This window comes from Chlorogloeopsis fritschii PCC 6912, from assembly GCF_000317285.1.
Taxonomy (GTDB): domain Bacteria; phylum Cyanobacteriota; class Cyanobacteriia; order Cyanobacteriales; family Nostocaceae; genus Chlorogloeopsis; species Chlorogloeopsis fritschii.
Map to the genome: position 1 here is coordinate 75,058 of NZ_AJLN01000098.1, position 16,766 is coordinate 91,823.

Genomic DNA, 16,766 nt, shown 5'->3' on the forward strand with positions numbered 1-16,766 from the left:
ATCAGTTATTTGATGTCAAAAACATACTTTTATATTGAAGTTGGAAACATCTAATCTAGGCAAACGTCAGAATAGCCACCAGTTTACAACTGAGAAAATCACGTGCATCTGTAAGGCAGAAGCCTGTGTGATTAATCTCACAATAAATTGATGAAAACTTCTCTTTCCTCACTCCTAGCCCCTATTCTCAAGTGAGATAACCTGGGTGAGTGGTGAGTGCCTAACTTCAGCTGTGAAGTTTATCTCCTGACTTACACCAGTCTTCTCCAAAAAGAGAATGAGATTTGGGTAAGATAAAGTAGCTATCTTGATCTGCATAGCAGACTCGGAAGTTTTTCATACCCGAAGGAGTTATCTTTCATGCTGACTTTAAAAATCGTCGTTTATATTGTTGTTGCCTTCTTCCTGACTCTGTTTATTTTTGGATTTTTGTCAAACGATCCGGCTCGCAACCCCGGTCGTCGGGACTTAGAGTAATATCGAGACAAGTTATCCAGAGCTGCCTAAAGGCAGAACAGACTAGACGCCTTTGGGGCGGCTTGCTTAAAGTTAGAAAGGCAAAAGTCGGAAGGCAAAGTTTTTAATTAGTCCTTCCGGCTCTTAATTTGGCTATTTGTTTGCTCGACTATGCTGAAATATGCTTCATCCATTTCTGCCGCCAGTCCCGCCCCTCATTCTCGAATCTTCACAATCTACAAATCTACTAGCCATAACTGTTAGCGATCGCCAGTTTAAATTAACCACCGATGCTGACAGCAAAACATTTATACACAAAGAGAATTCCCAGGAGCAACGGCAATCACCACAAAAGGAAACTGCTAGCAATACGGGCAATCTTCCACAACTCGGTGAGGATGAGGCTTTAACTGCCAAGACATTATCTGCACCCACTCAGCAGGAAATCCTCCCGTCTGAAAATTCATCCCTAAATGTTGCTAAAAATGCAGCGGCATTGGGTGAGCCGTTATCTATTGGCGATCGCTCAATCCAATTTGCACAATCAAACGACAATAGAGTCATTCTAGGTGAGCCATTGTCTATTGGTTATCCGGTGCAGCGATCAGCAGAAGTCTCTCAGTCAAATAAAAGGGAACAGAGAACAGATCAATTATCTCTAACAGACTCGCAACAAACGGCTGAAAATTTACTCCCAACTCAACAGGGTGATACAGCTACTAAAAATTCTCAAAATTCAGAAACTTTTCAACTGACACAACAACCAATTAAAATCCAATTTAACAGCCATAGCAAAACAAACGAATCACCACAGCCCTCGACGATCGTATTTAAATCTCGCAGTATTACCAGTCAATTCCCAACGCCCGATCCTAATATTCCACAACAGCCTCCGCAGCCTGCGCCCACAGCACCAAACACCACACCCGAACAACAAACTCAACCACCTACCGCACCTCCACAAGATAGAAGAGTAGTTGAAGTAGTAGCAGATCGGCAAGAATACGATGAACAGCGACGGGTAGTAACAGCAGAAGGTAATGTAGTTGTACGTTTTGATGGAGCGGTGGTAGATGCCGATCGCCTGCAAGTGAATTTAGATAATTTGATCGCCGTCGGTGAAGGAAATGTGGCACTAACAAGAGGCGATCAAGTATTGCGGGGAGAGCGTTTTACTTATAACTTTATTCAAGATAGTGGAGAACTAACAGCAGGCAGTGGTGAAATTTTTATACCCACAGTTGGACAGGATTTTACCTTCTTGCCTACAAATATCACACCGAGTGGAGTACCAGCCCGTCCAATTAGCGATCGCATCAGACAAAATCAACCGCTGACGGCGGGAAGTGCGGGGGGAATTGATATCGGTGTCGGCACTGGATCTCGCGCTAGAAATTTAGTTGGGCAGCAACAGGGAGGACAAGTTAGGCGACTACGCTTTGAAGCCGCACACATTGATTTTTATCCGCGTGGTTGGCAAGCTAGGGATGTTCAAATCACCAACGATCCTTTTTCGCCTCCAGAATTAGTGCTAAGGGCGGATAAAGTCACCTTGACGCGGGAGACTCCTCTACGCGATCGCATCAAAACACAGAGACAGCGTTTAGTATTCGATCAAGGGTTGAGTGTACCCATTCCCAGAGATGAGCAAGTGCTCGATCGCAGGGAGCGCGAAGTTACCCCAGGATTAGCTTCTATTGGCTATGATGGCGAGGATAGAGGTGGTTTATTTGTAGAGCGCAGTTTCCAACCCATCAGTACAGAGCAGGTGAGCTGGAGTTTCACGCCTCAATTTCTTGTTCAAAAGGTTGTAGAAGAAGGTGTTAGCAACATACCAGGATTATTTGGTGCAAGAACAAGCCTCAATGCCACTTTAAGTCCGCGGACAACAGTTGAGGGTAGCGGGCGGTTAAATAGTTTTGACTTAACTCAAGTAGAAGACAACCTGCGCGCAAGTTTGCGATTGCGTCAACTACTAGGCGACATTACAAACCCCCACACTTTGGCATTGGAATACAGTTACCGCGATCGCCTCTACAACGGTACCCTTGGTTTTCAAACCGTTCAGAGTAGTCTGGGGGGCGTGATCACCTCTCCTGTCATTCCTTTAGGTAATGGTATCAATTTTAGCTATCAGGGAGGCGCTCAATATATTAATGCCAGAACCGATCGCCAAGACTTGCTAGAAACAATTCGAGACAACGATCGCATTTCACTTGGACGTGCTCAAGCTAGCGCCGCTTTGAATGGAGGTATTTTGCTATGGCAAGGCAAACCATTAGCACCTACTGCCACAGAAGGTTTACGATACACGCCAAACCCAGTTGTTCCCTACCTGCGGGCATTTGCTGGGGTGACTGGTACTACTAGTTTTTACACTAGCGGCGATAATCAAAACTCTTTGTTTGGCACTATTGGTTTAGAAGGGCAATTAGGACATTTTTCGCGTTCCTTTTTTGACTATACCGCTTTTAATGTCAGTTACTCCCAAGGTCTTAACAGCGGGGAATCTCCGTTTTTATTCGACCGCGTCGTAGATACTAAAATCTTGAATGTTGGAATCACACAGCAAATCTACGGGCCATTTCGCCTTGGTTTTCAAACATCTGTTAACTTAGACACGGGAGAAAGCCGTAGCACCGACTATATATTGGAATATAGCCGCCGTACCTATGGAATCACCTTACGTTACAATCCAGTTTTAGAATTAGGTGGTATTAGCTTCCGAATTAGTGATTTTAACTGGACTGGTGGCACAGATCCATTTACGGGAGTTAAGCCAGTAGTTGGTGGGGTAGAGCAACGGGATTAATTCTTAATTCTGAAAAACCCTTGCAAAAAGTAAAAAATATTAATAAATAACTTTTCTATCCAGAGCATAGCTCGATCCAACCATTCTAGAATCAGTTCTAGTGGATGCTTTTCATACCCAATTAACTTGGCTTTGATTTCAATCCAGTCAGGCTTTGCCTCGACTTGAGTAGTGGGAGCGCTATCTTTTACTAGCTCAAAAGTCGCGGATGCAGTTTGTGTTGTAGAGGCAACTTTTGCAGATGTTTTGTGAGCGGCAGTAAACTCAAGAACTGATTTTTTATATTGTGCTAATTTTTTAGAGGCTTTTGATTTTCGTTGTGGCAATGCGATCGCTTTAAAACGATAAATCAGCTTTTTTAAATGGTAATGTGCCTTCTGGCTGGGGAGAACAACAGCATTATTGTTTGGCGAAATTCCGATTAACTGATTATTTACAGGTTGGCTAGCTGCTGGAATTTCACCAAATAAATCATCCTCGCTTAACCAAGGATCTGTTAAGTAACTATTGGGTATCTGAGAACTTGGAGGCAAATTTTGAGGATAAAAACGTTGGGAAAACTTTAACCTTGGTGGTTTCATCCCAGGAGTCATTGGCAAAGCTGCTGAAGCTTGGCTTTGTGAGGTGTTTGATTCTAGTTTTTTATCCTTACGTTCTCCAAAAAAGAAATTTAGTGCCGCCCAAATTAAAGCTTGAATTTTTGGTGTTTGATTTTGTAAATCATCGGCAGCAACCGTTGTTTGTCTTCTCACAGGGAGCTGCTCTTGTCCGTAAACAAATATATGTAGTTGAGTTTGGATAACTTGGAGTAGCTCAGAACTAGCGCGAGAAATTGGCATTAAAGCATTTGATTCCAACTTGGCAACAGTCGCGTCTAATAATTTAAGCGATCGCTCCGGATTCAGAAGATATGGATACTCAATATTATCTTCTTTAACACCAGAGGGTAGCAAAGCAGGAATCTTATCATTTTTACTAGAACTTAATTTATGTATTAAATAATTAATTTCACTTAAAATATTTGTTTCTTTTTTTGCTTCTATTAAGCGCCAGCGACGCCAGTAATTAGCAATTTCTGTAATGATTCGCTCTTCCAAAATTTGCTGCTGTTTGGGCGTCAAAAGATCCAAAATTTCATTTTCATGGGTAACAAGTACCAATTGGCGATTAGATAACTGTGAGGCAATTCCCTGAATATGAGAGAGAGTGGGAGAATGGGAGAGGGGGGGAGTGGAAGCAGGGGAGCAGAATTCTTCGTGTCCCCTTGTCCCCGTGTCAACGGACAGTTTGCTCAACAAGGGGAACCTCGGCACACTACTGTCCTCCCCTTGTCCTCTTTCCCCGCGTCTTTTTGTCCCCTTGTTCTCTAATTGCAGATGCTCTACTACCTGCAGCACTTGCAAAATAGGAGTATCGGCTACCGGGGGAGTTTCGGGTTGGGAATCGGTATAATGTGCTTCTAATTGTGGTTTGCTTTGTTCCTGTCTGCCATCGAGTTGTTTGCCAGATGATTCAACAGCTTTTTGAATTAGCTGGAAGAAGGGATACATCAGTGCCTCTAGGGACAAAGTGGCAGCAACTTGCAGATGGCGGAAGGTACGTCCCAATCCTTCGCCCCAGCGTCGAGATTGTTGGTGGACAAAGTTAAAAAGTCTGCTTTGATAACGTCCAGAAGAAGCAGGAGGCATGGTAGTGAATTTTTGTTGAGATGTTTGTGAATTATTTGATTCCCACCAAACAATGTGATTGTGTTTGTTAGTAGGGGCGGGTTTTTTGATTATTTTTCGGCTGCAATCGACAATTTATCTTCTAAACCCGCCCGTACAGTAGTTAGTGGTTAAGTTTTACCAATAACTAATGACCAATGACTAATGACTATCCACTAACAATTATCACGAAAAATACGTTTTTTGATGCCAACATAGCTTTGTAGTGTCCCCATCATAGCGGAAATATGGTCTTTCCCGTGTCGCAATCCAGTACGAAATTAATCTTGGCAGAAGTTGAGAAATTACGCTCTTTTTGTCAAGAGAATATACTCCTAAATTGGCGTTATTTTGCAGGTGATTTGACTATTGCTGAGGTAACTTCAACCTCTTTGTCTGGTTGGACACCTGTCGAGCTAAATGCTAAGGGACATATCGCTTGGGCTGCCGGGCAAGAAGTTTTGTGGTTAGCTCAAAAGTTTGTGATTCCCCAAGATATACAAGGTTATTTACTTGGGGGTTTGTCTTTGCGATTGGCGTTAGTTTGGTGGGCAAATGCTGTCGAAGTTTATGTGAATGGAGTTTTGGCAGCCGAGGGAGATTTGTTTGATTTTTCACCACGGGTATTACTCTCTTCGGCAGTGACACCAGGAGAAGAATTTTTTGTGGCTTTGCGTTTGGTAAGTCCAGGGCATTGCGATGGGGCTTTGGTGCGATCGCTTTTGGTTTATGAATCAACTGATGAGAGTCGTCTTGATCCTGGTTTTGTTGCTGATGAGTTGGCTGTGATGCAGCGTTATTTGGAGAGTTTTGCGCCTGGGAAGTTGGATGATTTGGTGGCGGTGGTGGAAGGGATAATGAACCGCAGAGGCGCAGAGAACACGGAGGAGGAGAAAGGAGAGTTAGAGAAAGAGTTATTTTCTTTGCGAGAGAGTTTAAGTAAATTTAAAATCCCAAGTCTAGATTCTAAAATCTATCTGGTGGGTCATGCTCATTTGGATATGGCTTGGCTTTGGCGTGTGAGTGAAACTTGGAGGGCGGCACAAAATACTTTTGAGTCGGTTCTCAAGCTTCAGCAAGATTTTTCGGAGTTAATTTTCTGCCATTCGACTCCGGCTTTGTATGCTTGGGTTGAGAAAAATCGTCCGGATTTGTTTAAAAGAATTCAAGCAAAGGTGGCAGATGGATGTTGGGAAGTTGTTGGTGGTTTTTGGGTAGAGCCTGATTTGAATTTGATTGCTGGGGAGTCGATTGTTCGGCAGTTGTTGTACGGGCAACGCTATGTGCTGGAAAAGTTTGGCAAGCTTTCGGCTGTGGAGTGGGTTCCAGATAGTTTTGGTTTTTGTGCAACGCTACCGCAGTTTTTACAACAGGCAGGAATTAAGTATTTTGTCACTCAAAAGCTGCGTTGGAATGATACGACTAAGTTTCCTTATGGTGCTTTTTGGTGGCGTGCTCCGGATGGCAGTGAAATCTTCAGTTTTATGTCTGCATCGATTGGTGAAGGTATTGAGCCTGTAAAAATGGCTGAATACGCGATTGAATGGCAAAATCAAACTGGTTTTGCTGACTCGCTTTGGCTTCCTGGTGTTGGCGACCATGGCGGCGGCCCCACCCGTGATATGTTAGAAGTTGCACGTCGTTGGCAGAAATCTTCTTTTTTCCCAGGGCTAGAATTCACGACGGTTGAGAAATATTTAAAGCAATTACAGTCAAAAAATAATACTCAAGAATTAAACATCACCTCATCCTCTGATCTCCCAAGGTGGGATGATGAACTCTATCTTGAATTTCATCGCGGTTGCTATACTACCCACGCGGATCAAAAACGCTGGAATCGTCGCTGTGAAAGTTTGCTTTTCCAGGCGGAACTGTTTGCTGCGATCGCAAAGATTAGCTGTGGGGCAATTTATCCCAAAGCGGAACTGGAAGCGGCATGGAAGAAGCTATTATTTAACCAATTTCACGATATTCTGCCTGGCTCGTCGATTACTGAAGTTTACGAAGATGCTTTACCAGAGTGGCAGGATATAGAAAAGGTTGGCACTGAGATATTGCAGGGTTCTTTGAGCGCGATCGCATCTCAAATTCGCTTCCCAGATCCACCGCTATCTAATTGTCTGCCTGTGATAGTGTTCAATTCCTTAAATTGGCAACGGTGTGAAGTTGTTTCTGTTTCTTTACCTTCAGACGCTACACCAGACCAAGAATGGCGTATATACGATGCTGCTGGGCAAGAAGTTGTTTCTCAGTTGAGTGCAGCAACACTATTATTTTTGGCAAGTGATATTCCACCTGTAGGCTATCGTTTATTTTGGCTGTGTAGGTCTCAGACTAAAAAAGGCCATAATAAGGCTTATTATGAAGATACCAATTTAGGTTTGCAAAAGCAACAACAATTTTCATCAAAAAATTTGACTCTAGAAAATGAATTTTTGCGGGTAATAATTCACGAGGAAACTGGTAATTTATCTAGCATTTTTGACAAGGTTAATAATAAGGAAGTTCTCAACCAAGCAGGTGGAAATCAATTACAAGCTTTTCAAGATAGCGGTCAATATTGGGATGCGTGGAATATTGATCCTAATTATGCCCAACATCCCCTACCACCAACTCACCTCAAATCTATTCAGTGGTTAGAAAACGGGTCAGTGCAAAGCCGTCTGCGTGTGGTGCAGCAATTTGGCAACTCAGAGTTTTGCTGTGATTACATCCTGCAAGCAGCCTCACCGATCCTAAAAATTGCCACAAAAGTTGACTGGCAAGAACGTCAGGTATTAGTTAAGGCAGCTTTTCCTCTAAATCTTGAGGCGGATTTTGCCACCTATGAGATTCCCTGTGGGGCGATTAGCCGCCCGACTAAACCCCAAACAGCAGTAGAACAAGCAAAATGGGAAGTACCTGCTTTGCGTTGGGCAGATTTGAGTGCGAACCATGAGGGGAGTGTTTATGGCGTTAGTTTGCTCAATGATTGTAAATACGGTTATGACAGTCAACCCAATCAATTACGACTAACCTTATTACGCAGTCCCAACTGGCCAGATTCACAGGCAGACCGAGGATTACATGAATTTACTTATGCTTTATATCCTCACGCTGGTAACTGGAAATCAGCCCAGACAGTACGACGTGGCTATGAATTCAATATTCCTTTGCAAGTAATGGTAAATCCACAGAACTCTCGCTTTGAATCTTCTTCGCCAGCGGAAAAGTTCCTTGGAGCTAGAGTGAGTTTCCTAGATTTATCCGCCGAAAATTTAGTTTTAATGGCGTTGAAACAAGCGGAAGATGATCCAGAGCAATTAATTCTTCGTTGTTATGAATGTCATGGGGAAACAGCCGAGTTATTCTTGCAGAATAATTTGGGATTAAGTTTAGAAGATTCAGTAGATTTATTGGAGTGTTCTTCGTCTACATCCAACTCTAAAAAGATTGCCCAAAAGAATACTGTTAATCCCTGGAAAATTGCTAGTTTTAAACTTAAAGTTAGTGATTCTGCAAATTCTTGATTACTGGTTATTAGCTCTCTTCTCACTTAATTAAATTACCCATCCTTCATCTAAATAATTAGTTTATTAATGAAGGATAGGTTATTGATTTTGAGATAACACTTTTACCCCATTGCCATGTCATTTTTATGGCATTGGATGAAATAGTAAATCTGGGAAAACAAAATTAAATATAGCCCAAGTCGAAAAGGCAATTACTACCGCAAGCACGGCAAGTACAGGCGCGAGGGAAAGGTATCTAAGAAAATAGCCTTGTTGCTCTGTTGGTTTCTGAACCATCTTATCTCTCAAAAGTTTGTATGAATTACACTGAATTATTTTTGTGATGATACAGAGACTTAATTGGCTCTGTGTTATGTAAATCATCCAAAAATCTTTCTATTTGGTACTGCAAATTTAACTTCCAATATTAGGAGTTCACTTTAGAGTACATTCATTAGATTAATTACTAATAATTGGATATCCTTCTGACTAAAGGAATAAAAATAAAAAATTGAATTAAATTAGCTTTGTTATCTTAAACACAACTTGAACTAATTTGACTTGTATATAAAAAAATAATTATAAAAAATCATCCGCCAGCAATATCTTCAAATTCTATATTTGCTGATTTTTAATTAGATAATATTCCTTAGCCACAATTGGTTATGTAGCAAAAAATTCCAGATACAGCAATAAGGACACAGAAGGTGATTCCAATTCAGCATCCAACATCTCAAATTCAAAATGGGATGGGCGATCGCTCCAGTCCAAATCATCACCCCACCTAGACAGCCTGTAGGTGGGGTTGCTTAAGGTGAATTGACGATAGAAGCTTTGCAAGCTAGCTTGCTTAATCTTCATGATCCTCAAATGGGTCACTCAACTCTTTGGCAGGAGGGCCAAAAGCAGTGTAAATAGACAGCGCCGTGATGACAATCACAATTGCGCCAACAGAAATGCTAAGAACTGTTGCGGGTTCCATAATTTATAGATAGATTATGAGTGCTATTCTTATAGAATATTACAGAAGATTAAAAAATGCTTTGGCAAGTAATCTTAAGGTGAAATATGGCACAACGGACGCGGTTGGGAGATATCCTCAGACCACTTAACTCTGAATACGGTAAAGTTGCTCCAGGTTGGGGTACTACCCCCCTGATGGCTGTCTTTATGGGGCTATTTTTTGTGTTTTTGCTGATTATTCTGCAACTCTATAACAGGTCAATAGCGATCCAAGACGTTAATGTAGATTGGCGGAGTTTGGGGCGATAACAAATATAAAAGCTTAAAAGCTTGCATAAAAAGCTCCTCCACCCGGCTCGACCGGGTTTTTTTATTTTCTCAAATGCTTACAGAAGAAGACACGGGGATAACAAAGCAGGGGGCAGGGGAGCAGAGGAATAGTAAATAAATAACCACTAACCACTATCCACTAACAAATGACAAATGACCACTATCTTTGTCTAAACTAAATTTGTGGGTTCATAAAGCATTTTTTTAGTTAACAGGATAGAAAAAATGAATGTATTTGGTATCGGTCTGCCGGAAATGGCTTTAATTATGGTTGTGGCACTGTTAATCTTCGGCCCCAAAAAGTTGCCAGAAATAGGTCGTAGCATGGGAAAAGCAATTCGCGGTTTTCAAGAAGCTTCTAAGGAGTTTCAAAACGAGTTCCAAAAAGAAGCAGCTCAAATCGAAGAAGCTGTGAAGACTACTGCTGAACTAGAACCCAAGCAATTAGAGGCTACTCGCAAGGAAGAAGCTTGAAGATAGAAGGCAGAAGGCAGCTATGCTGAAGTTAAGATATGACTTGATTACTTCATAATTCATAACTCATAATTCATAATTCATACTTCATACTTCATACTTCAGATGACAGAAGCTACTGCCAAAACAGCTTTAGTGATTCCTCAGCTGATTGTCGGTTTGGGGAATCCAGAGCCTAAGTACCACCATACACGTCACAATATCGGTTTCGCTGCTATAGATGCTCTATCACTTGCTTGGAAAATTTCACTAGCAGAAAATCGTAAGTTTCAGGGTGAATATGGAGAAGGTATCGCACCAAATGGAGAAAAAATCCGCTTGCTGAAACCATTGACTTATATGAATCGCTCCGGGCAGGCAATACAAGCTGTCACAAATTGGTATAAATTGCCGCCTGAATCGGTATTAGTAATTTATGACGATATGGATTTGCCGCTAGGAAAAACTAGACTGCGCTTGTCTGGTTCTGCTGGTGGGCACAACGGTATGAAAAGCGCGATCGCGCACCTGAGTACGCAAAATTTTCCCCGTTTGCGGATTGGGATTGGTAAACCAAAAGGTGTTGCTGCTGACGTAGAAAATGGTGCCGTATCCCATGTTTTGGGAAAATTTTCTGCCTCTGAAACTCAGTTTGTATCTGAGGTATTGCAGTTTGTCGTAGAGTGCGTAGAATTATGCCTGAAACAAGGTGTAGAAAAAGCAATGAACCGTTGTAACAGTCGCACTCTCACTCGTTCGGAAACCGAAAGTTCTGCAACTAAAGCTATGTAATTTTATAAGTTTTCTTAGACTTGATGTTAACTTTCTAGCCCCAGCGAACCTTTGTTTAAGGTTACTAAGTAGGTGGACAGAATCAAATGTAAAATACTTATCGCCAGCAACTATATAGAATAAACTTTTTCCTTTCGCCTTCTAGTTGCCACAAATGTAGCCGTATAAATCGCAGTAGCTTTTGTGATTTCCCTATTTTGAGGTTGATGGGCAGCTATTGAGCTTGTCCCATCCAACCAGAATTGAAATTTTCCAGCAAATTCTTCACACCCCATAAGGGGTGAGCATCCTCTTGCCAATTTTTTGTAAAAATGATAACAGAGGCGCTTTGGCTAGTTTAATTTGATGTTGTCAAACAACGTCATTACCAAATAGGTTTATTTAAAACGCCGCTTGCGTCTGGCAGCCACTGCTTTGCGCTTACGCTTTTCTAATGGTGTTTCAAAGTGCCGATGATACTTAACATCAGCTAATATCCCAGCTTTGGAAACCTGGCGCTTAAAGCGACGCAGTGCCGACTCTATTCCTTCATTTTCTCCTAATACCACCTGGGTCATTCTGGCTTCGTCCTCATTTCCTCATTATCAATATCTCTCATTGTAATGCCGCCTTCACCTTGATGAAACCCGTGTGAGATACTTATGACTTAAAGTCATGCGATCGCTAGATTAAAGGTTGAAGGGGTAAGGGTTTAACTCCTCTTTGCTCAAAACTTTTATCACTAAAGCTGCAAAATTAAATTTTATAAAAGAACTATTTTATACAGCATCCTCGTTGAGATAATTACTTTTTATCTATGCTGGCTTTCCTTCTATCTTCAGCTTGGTGGCTCCAATGTATTGATAGCAAGAGCAAGTTGGTAAAGTTGGCGGCGCGGAAGAGAAGTGAATTTTGCCAACTCTCGACTAGCTTGCGATCGCGACATTCCTTGAGTGATGAGTTTTGTTAGCTCAACTCTTAATTCTGCTTCTGAAAATTGCTGTTGAGTTGGTGGCTTTCCCGCTACTACTAAAGTGTATTCACCTTGAGGCTCGCGATCGCGACAAAAAACAACTGCTTGCTCAAGCGTTCCCCGCCAAAATTCCTCATACAATTTAGTTAGTTCTCGTGCCAGTACAATTTGGCGATCGCCGCCGAAAATATCGGCTAAATCTTGTAATGTTTCTCGCAAGCGATGGGGAGACTCGTAAAAAATGAGAGTGCGAGATTCGGTGATCAACGATTCTAAGTGTTCTCGTCGTGCTTGGGCTTTCGCAGGCAGAAATCCTTCAAATACAAACCGATCGGTTGGTAGCCCAGCTGCACTGAGCGCTGTAATTGCTGCACTAGCACTAGGAATCGGTACTACTGTAATTCCTGCATCAATACAAGCTTTGACTAATTCGTAGCCAGGATCGGAAATTCCCGGCATTCCCGCATCAGTCACAACAGCGATCGCCTTACCTTCATCCAACTGCTTCAATAATTCTGGGATGCGGCTGTTACGATTGTGCTCGTGATAACTTACCTGGGGAGTTTTAATTTGAAAATGCTGTAGTAATTTCCCTGTGTGGCGTGTGTCTTCCGCTGCAATTAGATCCACGGCTTGCAAAATTCGCACTCCCCGGAAAGTCATATCTTCCAGATTGCCAATTGGTGTGCCGACAACGTAAAGTGTTCTTGGTTTGGGATCAGTTTGCATGAAGGAAATTTTAATTTGTTAGTAGTTAGTTAGTAAAGGTAGGTTTAGAAGATAAATTATCAGTTTGAACGGTAAGATTATCAACAAAACCCGCCAGTACATAGTGGTTAATAGGTGCGTTTTACCAATGACTAATGACTAATGACCAATGACTAATCATGGCTTATTTGTTGGTTTAGTAACTTTGGATCTAATTTACCTTGCCCAATCTCCTCCCAAGAACAATCAGAAAATAGTTGCCACAGACTATATTGTCGCAGCAGGAGGCCCGGCTACAAATGCAGCGATCGCTTTTAGCCATTTAGGTAGCACAGACACAACTCACAATGTCTCTGCCTTGTTAGGTATAGTTGGTTCTCATCCATTAACGCAATTAATTCGCGGCGACTTGCAAAAATATCAAGTAGCAATAAACGATCTCAATCCTACAACGAACAACCCACCACCTGTTTCTTCTATCATTGTTACCCAAGCCAGCGGTGAACGAGCTGTGGTTTCCATCAACGCTGTCAAAACTCAAGCCGATCGCCAAGCTATTCCGCCAGAAATTTTACAAAATATGGATATCGTGCTGATCGATGGGCATCAAATGGCAGTTGGCATCGAAATTGCTCAAAGGGCAAAAGCTAAAAATATCCCAATAGTCATTGATGGTGGTAGCTGGAAACCTGGATTTGAAAAAGTCTTGCCCTTGGCAGATTACGCAATTTGTTCTGCTAATTTCTATCCTCCCCACTGCCATACACAGGAAGAGGTATTTGCCTATCTCAGTCAACTTGGCATTCCTCATATCGCCATTACCCACGGCGAAAAACCAATTCAGTATCTCACACATCTCTTCCCCTGCGAGCGGGAGTTGGAGGGGGGTACAAATGGCATTATAGATGTTCCAAAAACTCAGGCTGCTGATACACTGGGGGCTGGAGATATATTCCACGGTGCTTTTTGTCATTACATCTTACGGGAAAATTTTATCGATGCCTTAGCATCAGCAGCGAAAATAGCCACTTTCTCCTGTCAATTTTTTGGCACGCGCCGCTGGATGGAATCTTAAATACAGGGCAAAATAAATGCAAGATTTACAAGAAATACTTTTATTAGCTCGTTCCATCAGTTGGGAAGCGGCAGGTATCCTGCGGTCTTATTATCACAAGAATTACAATTCTTTAGAAGTACAGTATAAAGATAGCGATCCTGTTACCGTTGCTGACTTAGCTGTCAACCATTACATTTTAGAAAAGCTCCAAGCAGCTTTAGGTAATGAAAATTTCGTTTATATTAGCGAAGAAACTTACAAAGAAGCACAAAGCAAGCAACTGAATTCGGCATGGACATGGATCATCGATCCATTAGATGGAACGCGAGATTTTATCGAAAAAACTGGGGAGTATGCCATTCATATTGCTTTGGTAAAAAATCATCGTCCAGTGTTAGCAACAGTAGCAGTTCCGGAAGCAGAAAAATTGTACTACGCAACAAAAGGTGGCGGTGCATTTGTAGAAACTTCTGATGGTAAAAGTACTGCTTTAAAAGTGTCGCCACGCGATCGCATCGAAGAATTAACTCTAGTCGTTAGTCGCAGCCATCGCAACGAAAGATTAAATTATTTACTGCAAAATTTACCCTGTCAAAATCAAAAATCTGTTGGCAGTGTTGGTTGTAAAATTGCCACAATTGTCGAACAACAAGCAGATATTTATATTTCCCTTTCTGGTAAATCTGCTCCTAAAGATTGGGATATGGCTGCACCTGAATTAATTTTGACAGAAGCTGGCGGTAAATTCACCCATTTTGACCTGACGCCATTGCATTACAACACAGGAGATATCAGTCAATGGGGCGGTTTATTAGCTAGTAACGGGCAGTTTCATGAAATACTTTGTCAGGATGCACAGAGAATTTTAAAAGAGTGGGAAAAAAACAAATTCTAGAATATCTCATTTACCTAGTAATTATTAAAGTTTTGTAAAGAAAATCGGATCTTTACGGATTGTTCTAAGTAACTCGTGATTTCAACAGTGCGAATGCGTCAGCATAATTACTATTAACTGTTTGATAATCATTAAAGGTACAAAATGGCTTCTAAATCTAACGTTAAATTGACAATTGCTCTTAAAGAACCCGATCTAACTTCAACTCGATCCCAACTTTACACTCGCCTACTACCAACGAGGGAATGCCCGTAATGAAATAGAAGATTACAAAAAAGCAATTGAGGATTTTAGCCACTATATTCGCTTCAATCCAAATGATGTTGATGCTTTTGATAATCGATGCATTGCTTACAATAAATTGAATAACTACAACCTAGCAATTTCTGATTGCAATCAAGCTATTAAAATTAATTCCAAATACTCAAGTGCGTATGTTAATAGAGGAAATGGCTATCATGGGCAAGGTAACTACGAGCGGGCAATTGCTGACTACAACAAATCTATTGAAATTAACCCCAAGTCTGCCACAGCTTATTACAATCGGGGGAATACTCGCCGTCGACTTAGAAACTATGAAGAAGCAATTAAGGATTATAACCAGGCTATCTATATAAATCCTAACTATGCCGATGCTTACTTCAACAGGGGGCTTACTCACTCTATTCTTAGAGGCAAGCAAAAAGCGATCACCGATTATCAAAAAGCTGCTGAACTTTATCAGAAACAAAGAGACACAAAGAACTACCAAAAATCATTAGACAGAATTAAAAAGCTTCAGCAGTAGTCATATTGAAATTAGGCAACTGCCAAATCATAATGCAAAGCCAAAAGTTCATCTGCTTTTAAGGTAGCCATTGCATATTCGCATCCTTGAGTGTCAGCAAATTCAACTAAATAATGACAATCTTCTCCTTCCTCGTACACTTCTACAATCGTTCCCACTTGTCCTCTTGGCAGACTTTCAATACCAGCTTTATCTGTTTCCAATAATGTTAATCGCTCAATGGGAACAGGGTTTAGGGTAGCGACAGTATCTAAAAGTTTAAGTTTTGTCATTTAATTTGATTCACACCTTGCACCAGTCCCGTCAGCCTAGAAGCGAAGCCTCGAAACCCTCGTTACCAGGTTCAACCTGGTAACGAGAACTAGAGCCTCTGGCTCTTCTTGAGAATGGTGCAAGATATCATATCAGTTGAGAAATGCAGTAATCAAAGAGATTTTATCAAGCGATCGCTGCTATCTCACTCACCTTGCTACCTATATTTCCGTTACAATCAACTCCTGTGGACAGTGGATAGGGAGAAACTAGGGTTGCCTACACTAGGTGTAAATATCGATCATATTGCCACCATCCGACAAGCACGACGGACAGTGGAACCAGATCCCGTAGCAGCAGCAGTACTGGCAGAATTAGGCGGTGCAGACGGGATCACCGCCCATCTACGCGAAGATAGACGACATATTCAAGAACGAGACGTGCGGCTATTACGACAAACAGTCAGAACCCACCTGAATTTAGAAATGGCTGCCACAGATGAAATGGTAGCGATCGCCCTCGTTCTCAAACCCGATTATGTAACTTTAGTTCCTGAACGGCGGGAAGAAGTAACCACAGAAGGCGGACTGGATATCGTCGGTCAAATTGCTAGAATCGGAGAGGTTGTTGATAAATTACAAGGCGCTGGCATTCCAGTGAGTTTATTTATCGATGCAGAACCAGCACAAATTGAAGCATCTCAAACGGTAAAAGCAAAATTTATTGAACTGCACACCGGACGATATGCTGAGGCTAAAGACGAAACAAGTCGTAAGCAGGAATTAGATGTGTTGGCAGCCGGGTGCGAGCAAGCAATTAAAGCCGGATTAAGAGTTAACGCCGGGCACGGATTAACCTACTGGAACGTCTATCCTGTGGCTTGTCTTCCTGGTATGGAAGAACTTAATATTGGTCATACCATCGTTAGTCGGGCAGCATTAGTCGGGATGGAAAGGGCTGTTCGAGAAATGAAACTCGCCATGCGCGGGCATCAGTGAACAGTGAACAGTGAACAGTAATCAGTAATCAGTATATTTGTCTTTCTATTGATAACTGATAACTGATAGCTGATAAGCCTAGAGGGGAAATTATCTGCGAAATCTAGAAAGATG

The 16,766-nt window shown here is 41.8% G+C and carries 17 protein-coding genes and 1 pseudogene; 11 read left to right on the forward strand and 7 right to left on the reverse strand.

From position 1 onward, the window contains the following. The first annotated feature begins 360 nt into the window (after positions 1 to 360). Both UYC_RS36660 and UYC_RS0119055 read left to right on the forward strand, forming a co-directional pair. On the forward strand, positions 361 to 477 hold the full coding sequence (locus UYC_RS36660) for a photosystem II reaction center protein I (protein ID WP_071588449.1): 117 nt from the start codon (positions 361 to 363) through the stop codon (positions 475 to 477). Positions 478 to 637: 160 nt separating this feature from the next. Beyond that, positions 638 to 3,268, forward strand: a complete 2,631-nt coding sequence (locus tag UYC_RS0119055; protein ID WP_016875723.1) for a DUF3769 domain-containing protein — start codon at positions 638 to 640, stop codon at positions 3,266 to 3,268. On the opposite strand, the gene UYC_RS0119060 is transcribed toward UYC_RS0119055, so the two are convergent. Further along, on the reverse strand, positions 3,265 to 4,956 hold the full coding sequence (locus UYC_RS0119060; protein WP_016875722.1) for a hypothetical protein: 1,692 nt from the start codon (positions 4,954 to 4,956) through the stop codon (positions 3,265 to 3,267). The two genes, UYC_RS0119055 and UYC_RS0119060, sit on opposite strands and share 4 nt — an antisense overlap. Positions 4,957 to 5,222: 266 nt before the next feature. Between UYC_RS0119060 and UYC_RS0119065 the strand changes: the two genes are divergently transcribed. Next, complete coding sequence (locus tag UYC_RS0119065) at positions 5,223 to 8,483, forward strand: alpha-mannosidase (RefSeq protein ID WP_016875721.1); 3,261 nt, start codon at positions 5,223 to 5,225, stop codon at positions 8,481 to 8,483. A gap of 126 nt (positions 8,484 to 8,609) precedes the next feature. Here UYC_RS0119065 and UYC_RS38970 read toward each other — a convergent pair whose 3' ends face one another. The 3 genes from UYC_RS38970 to psbN all read right to left on the reverse strand — a co-directional run bounded on the left by UYC_RS38970 (position 8,610) and on the right by psbN (position 9,447). After that, the gene (locus UYC_RS38970; RefSeq protein ID WP_026087525.1) at positions 8,610 to 8,762 is read right to left on the reverse strand and encodes a PsaJ asl3190; all 153 of its coding nucleotides are present in this window, start codon (positions 8,760 to 8,762) and stop codon (positions 8,610 to 8,612) included. A gap of 366 nt (positions 8,763 to 9,128) precedes the next feature. Then, complete coding sequence (locus UYC_RS0119075) at positions 9,129 to 9,326, reverse strand: hypothetical protein (RefSeq protein ID WP_016875719.1); 198 nt, start codon at positions 9,324 to 9,326, stop codon at positions 9,129 to 9,131. After that, positions 9,316 to 9,447: a photosystem II reaction center protein PsbN gene (psbN, locus tag UYC_RS0119080; RefSeq protein WP_016875718.1), complete on the reverse strand. Its 132-nt coding sequence runs from the start codon at positions 9,445 to 9,447 to the stop codon at positions 9,316 to 9,318. The genes UYC_RS0119075 and psbN overlap by 11 nt, the downstream gene beginning before the upstream one ends. Positions 9,448 to 9,533: 86 nt before the next feature. On the opposite strand from psbN, the gene psbH reads away from it, so the two are divergent. The 3 genes from psbH (at position 9,534) to pth (ending at position 11,003) form a co-directional block, all read left to right on the forward strand. After that, positions 9,534 to 9,737, forward strand: coding sequence for a photosystem II reaction center phosphoprotein PsbH (gene psbH / locus UYC_RS0119085; RefSeq protein ID WP_016875717.1), 204 nt, complete (start codon positions 9,534 to 9,536; stop codon positions 9,735 to 9,737). Between the two features lie 246 nt (positions 9,738 to 9,983). Next, positions 9,984 to 10,232, forward strand: a complete 249-nt coding sequence (locus UYC_RS0119090; RefSeq protein ID WP_016875716.1) for a TatA/E family twin arginine-targeting protein translocase — start codon at positions 9,984 to 9,986, stop codon at positions 10,230 to 10,232. A 105-nt stretch (positions 10,233 to 10,337) separates the two neighbouring features. Further along, positions 10,338 to 11,003, forward strand: coding sequence for an aminoacyl-tRNA hydrolase (pth, locus tag UYC_RS0119095; RefSeq protein ID WP_016875715.1), 666 nt, complete (start codon positions 10,338 to 10,340; stop codon positions 11,001 to 11,003). A 377-nt stretch (positions 11,004 to 11,380) separates the two neighbouring features. On the opposite strand, the gene rpsU is transcribed toward pth, so the two are convergent. Both rpsU and rsmI read right to left on the reverse strand, forming a co-directional pair. Then, on the reverse strand, positions 11,381 to 11,560 hold the full coding sequence (gene rpsU, locus UYC_RS0119105) for a 30S ribosomal protein S21 (protein ID WP_009459242.1): 180 nt from the start codon (positions 11,558 to 11,560) through the stop codon (positions 11,381 to 11,383). Between the two features lie 260 nt (positions 11,561 to 11,820). Further along, positions 11,821 to 12,684: a 16S rRNA (cytidine(1402)-2'-O)-methyltransferase gene (gene rsmI / locus UYC_RS0119110; RefSeq protein WP_016875713.1), complete on the reverse strand. Its 864-nt coding sequence runs from the start codon at positions 12,682 to 12,684 to the stop codon at positions 11,821 to 11,823. 148 nt (positions 12,685 to 12,832) lie between these two features. On the opposite strand from rsmI, the gene UYC_RS0119115 reads away from it, so the two are divergent. The 4 genes and pseudogenes from UYC_RS0119115 to UYC_RS0119125 all read left to right on the forward strand — a co-directional run bounded on the left by UYC_RS0119115 (position 12,833) and on the right by UYC_RS0119125 (position 15,402). After that, positions 12,833 to 13,738 carry a sugar kinase gene (locus tag UYC_RS0119115; RefSeq protein ID WP_016875712.1) on the forward strand — a complete coding sequence of 302 codons (906 nt, stop codon included), beginning with the start codon at positions 12,833 to 12,835 and terminating at the stop codon, positions 13,736 to 13,738. 16 nt (positions 13,739 to 13,754) lie between these two features. After that, the gene (locus UYC_RS0119120) at positions 13,755 to 14,615 is read left to right on the forward strand and encodes a 3'(2'),5'-bisphosphate nucleotidase CysQ family protein (RefSeq protein WP_016875711.1); all 861 of its coding nucleotides are present in this window, start codon (positions 13,755 to 13,757) and stop codon (positions 14,613 to 14,615) included. A gap of 238 nt (positions 14,616 to 14,853) precedes the next feature. Continuing rightward, positions 14,854 to 14,925, forward strand: a pseudogene (locus UYC_RS40365) (hypothetical protein); the annotation flags it as partial. A 51-nt stretch (positions 14,926 to 14,976) separates the two neighbouring features. Continuing rightward, entirely contained in the window at positions 14,977 to 15,402 is a 426-nt protein-coding gene (locus UYC_RS0119125) for a tetratricopeptide repeat protein (RefSeq protein WP_016875710.1), read from the forward strand. Positions 15,403 to 15,413: 11 nt separating this feature from the next. Here UYC_RS0119125 and UYC_RS0119130 read toward each other — a convergent pair whose 3' ends face one another. Next, complete coding sequence (locus tag UYC_RS0119130) at positions 15,414 to 15,674, reverse strand: DUF4926 domain-containing protein (RefSeq protein ID WP_016875709.1); 261 nt, start codon at positions 15,672 to 15,674, stop codon at positions 15,414 to 15,416. A 255-nt stretch (positions 15,675 to 15,929) separates the two neighbouring features. On the opposite strand from UYC_RS0119130, the gene UYC_RS0119135 reads away from it, so the two are divergent. Then, positions 15,930 to 16,652 (forward strand): pyridoxine 5'-phosphate synthase, encoded by a 723-nt coding sequence (locus UYC_RS0119135; RefSeq protein ID WP_016875708.1) that lies wholly within the window; start codon positions 15,930 to 15,932, stop codon positions 16,650 to 16,652. Positions 16,653 to 16,766 lie beyond the last annotated feature (114 nt).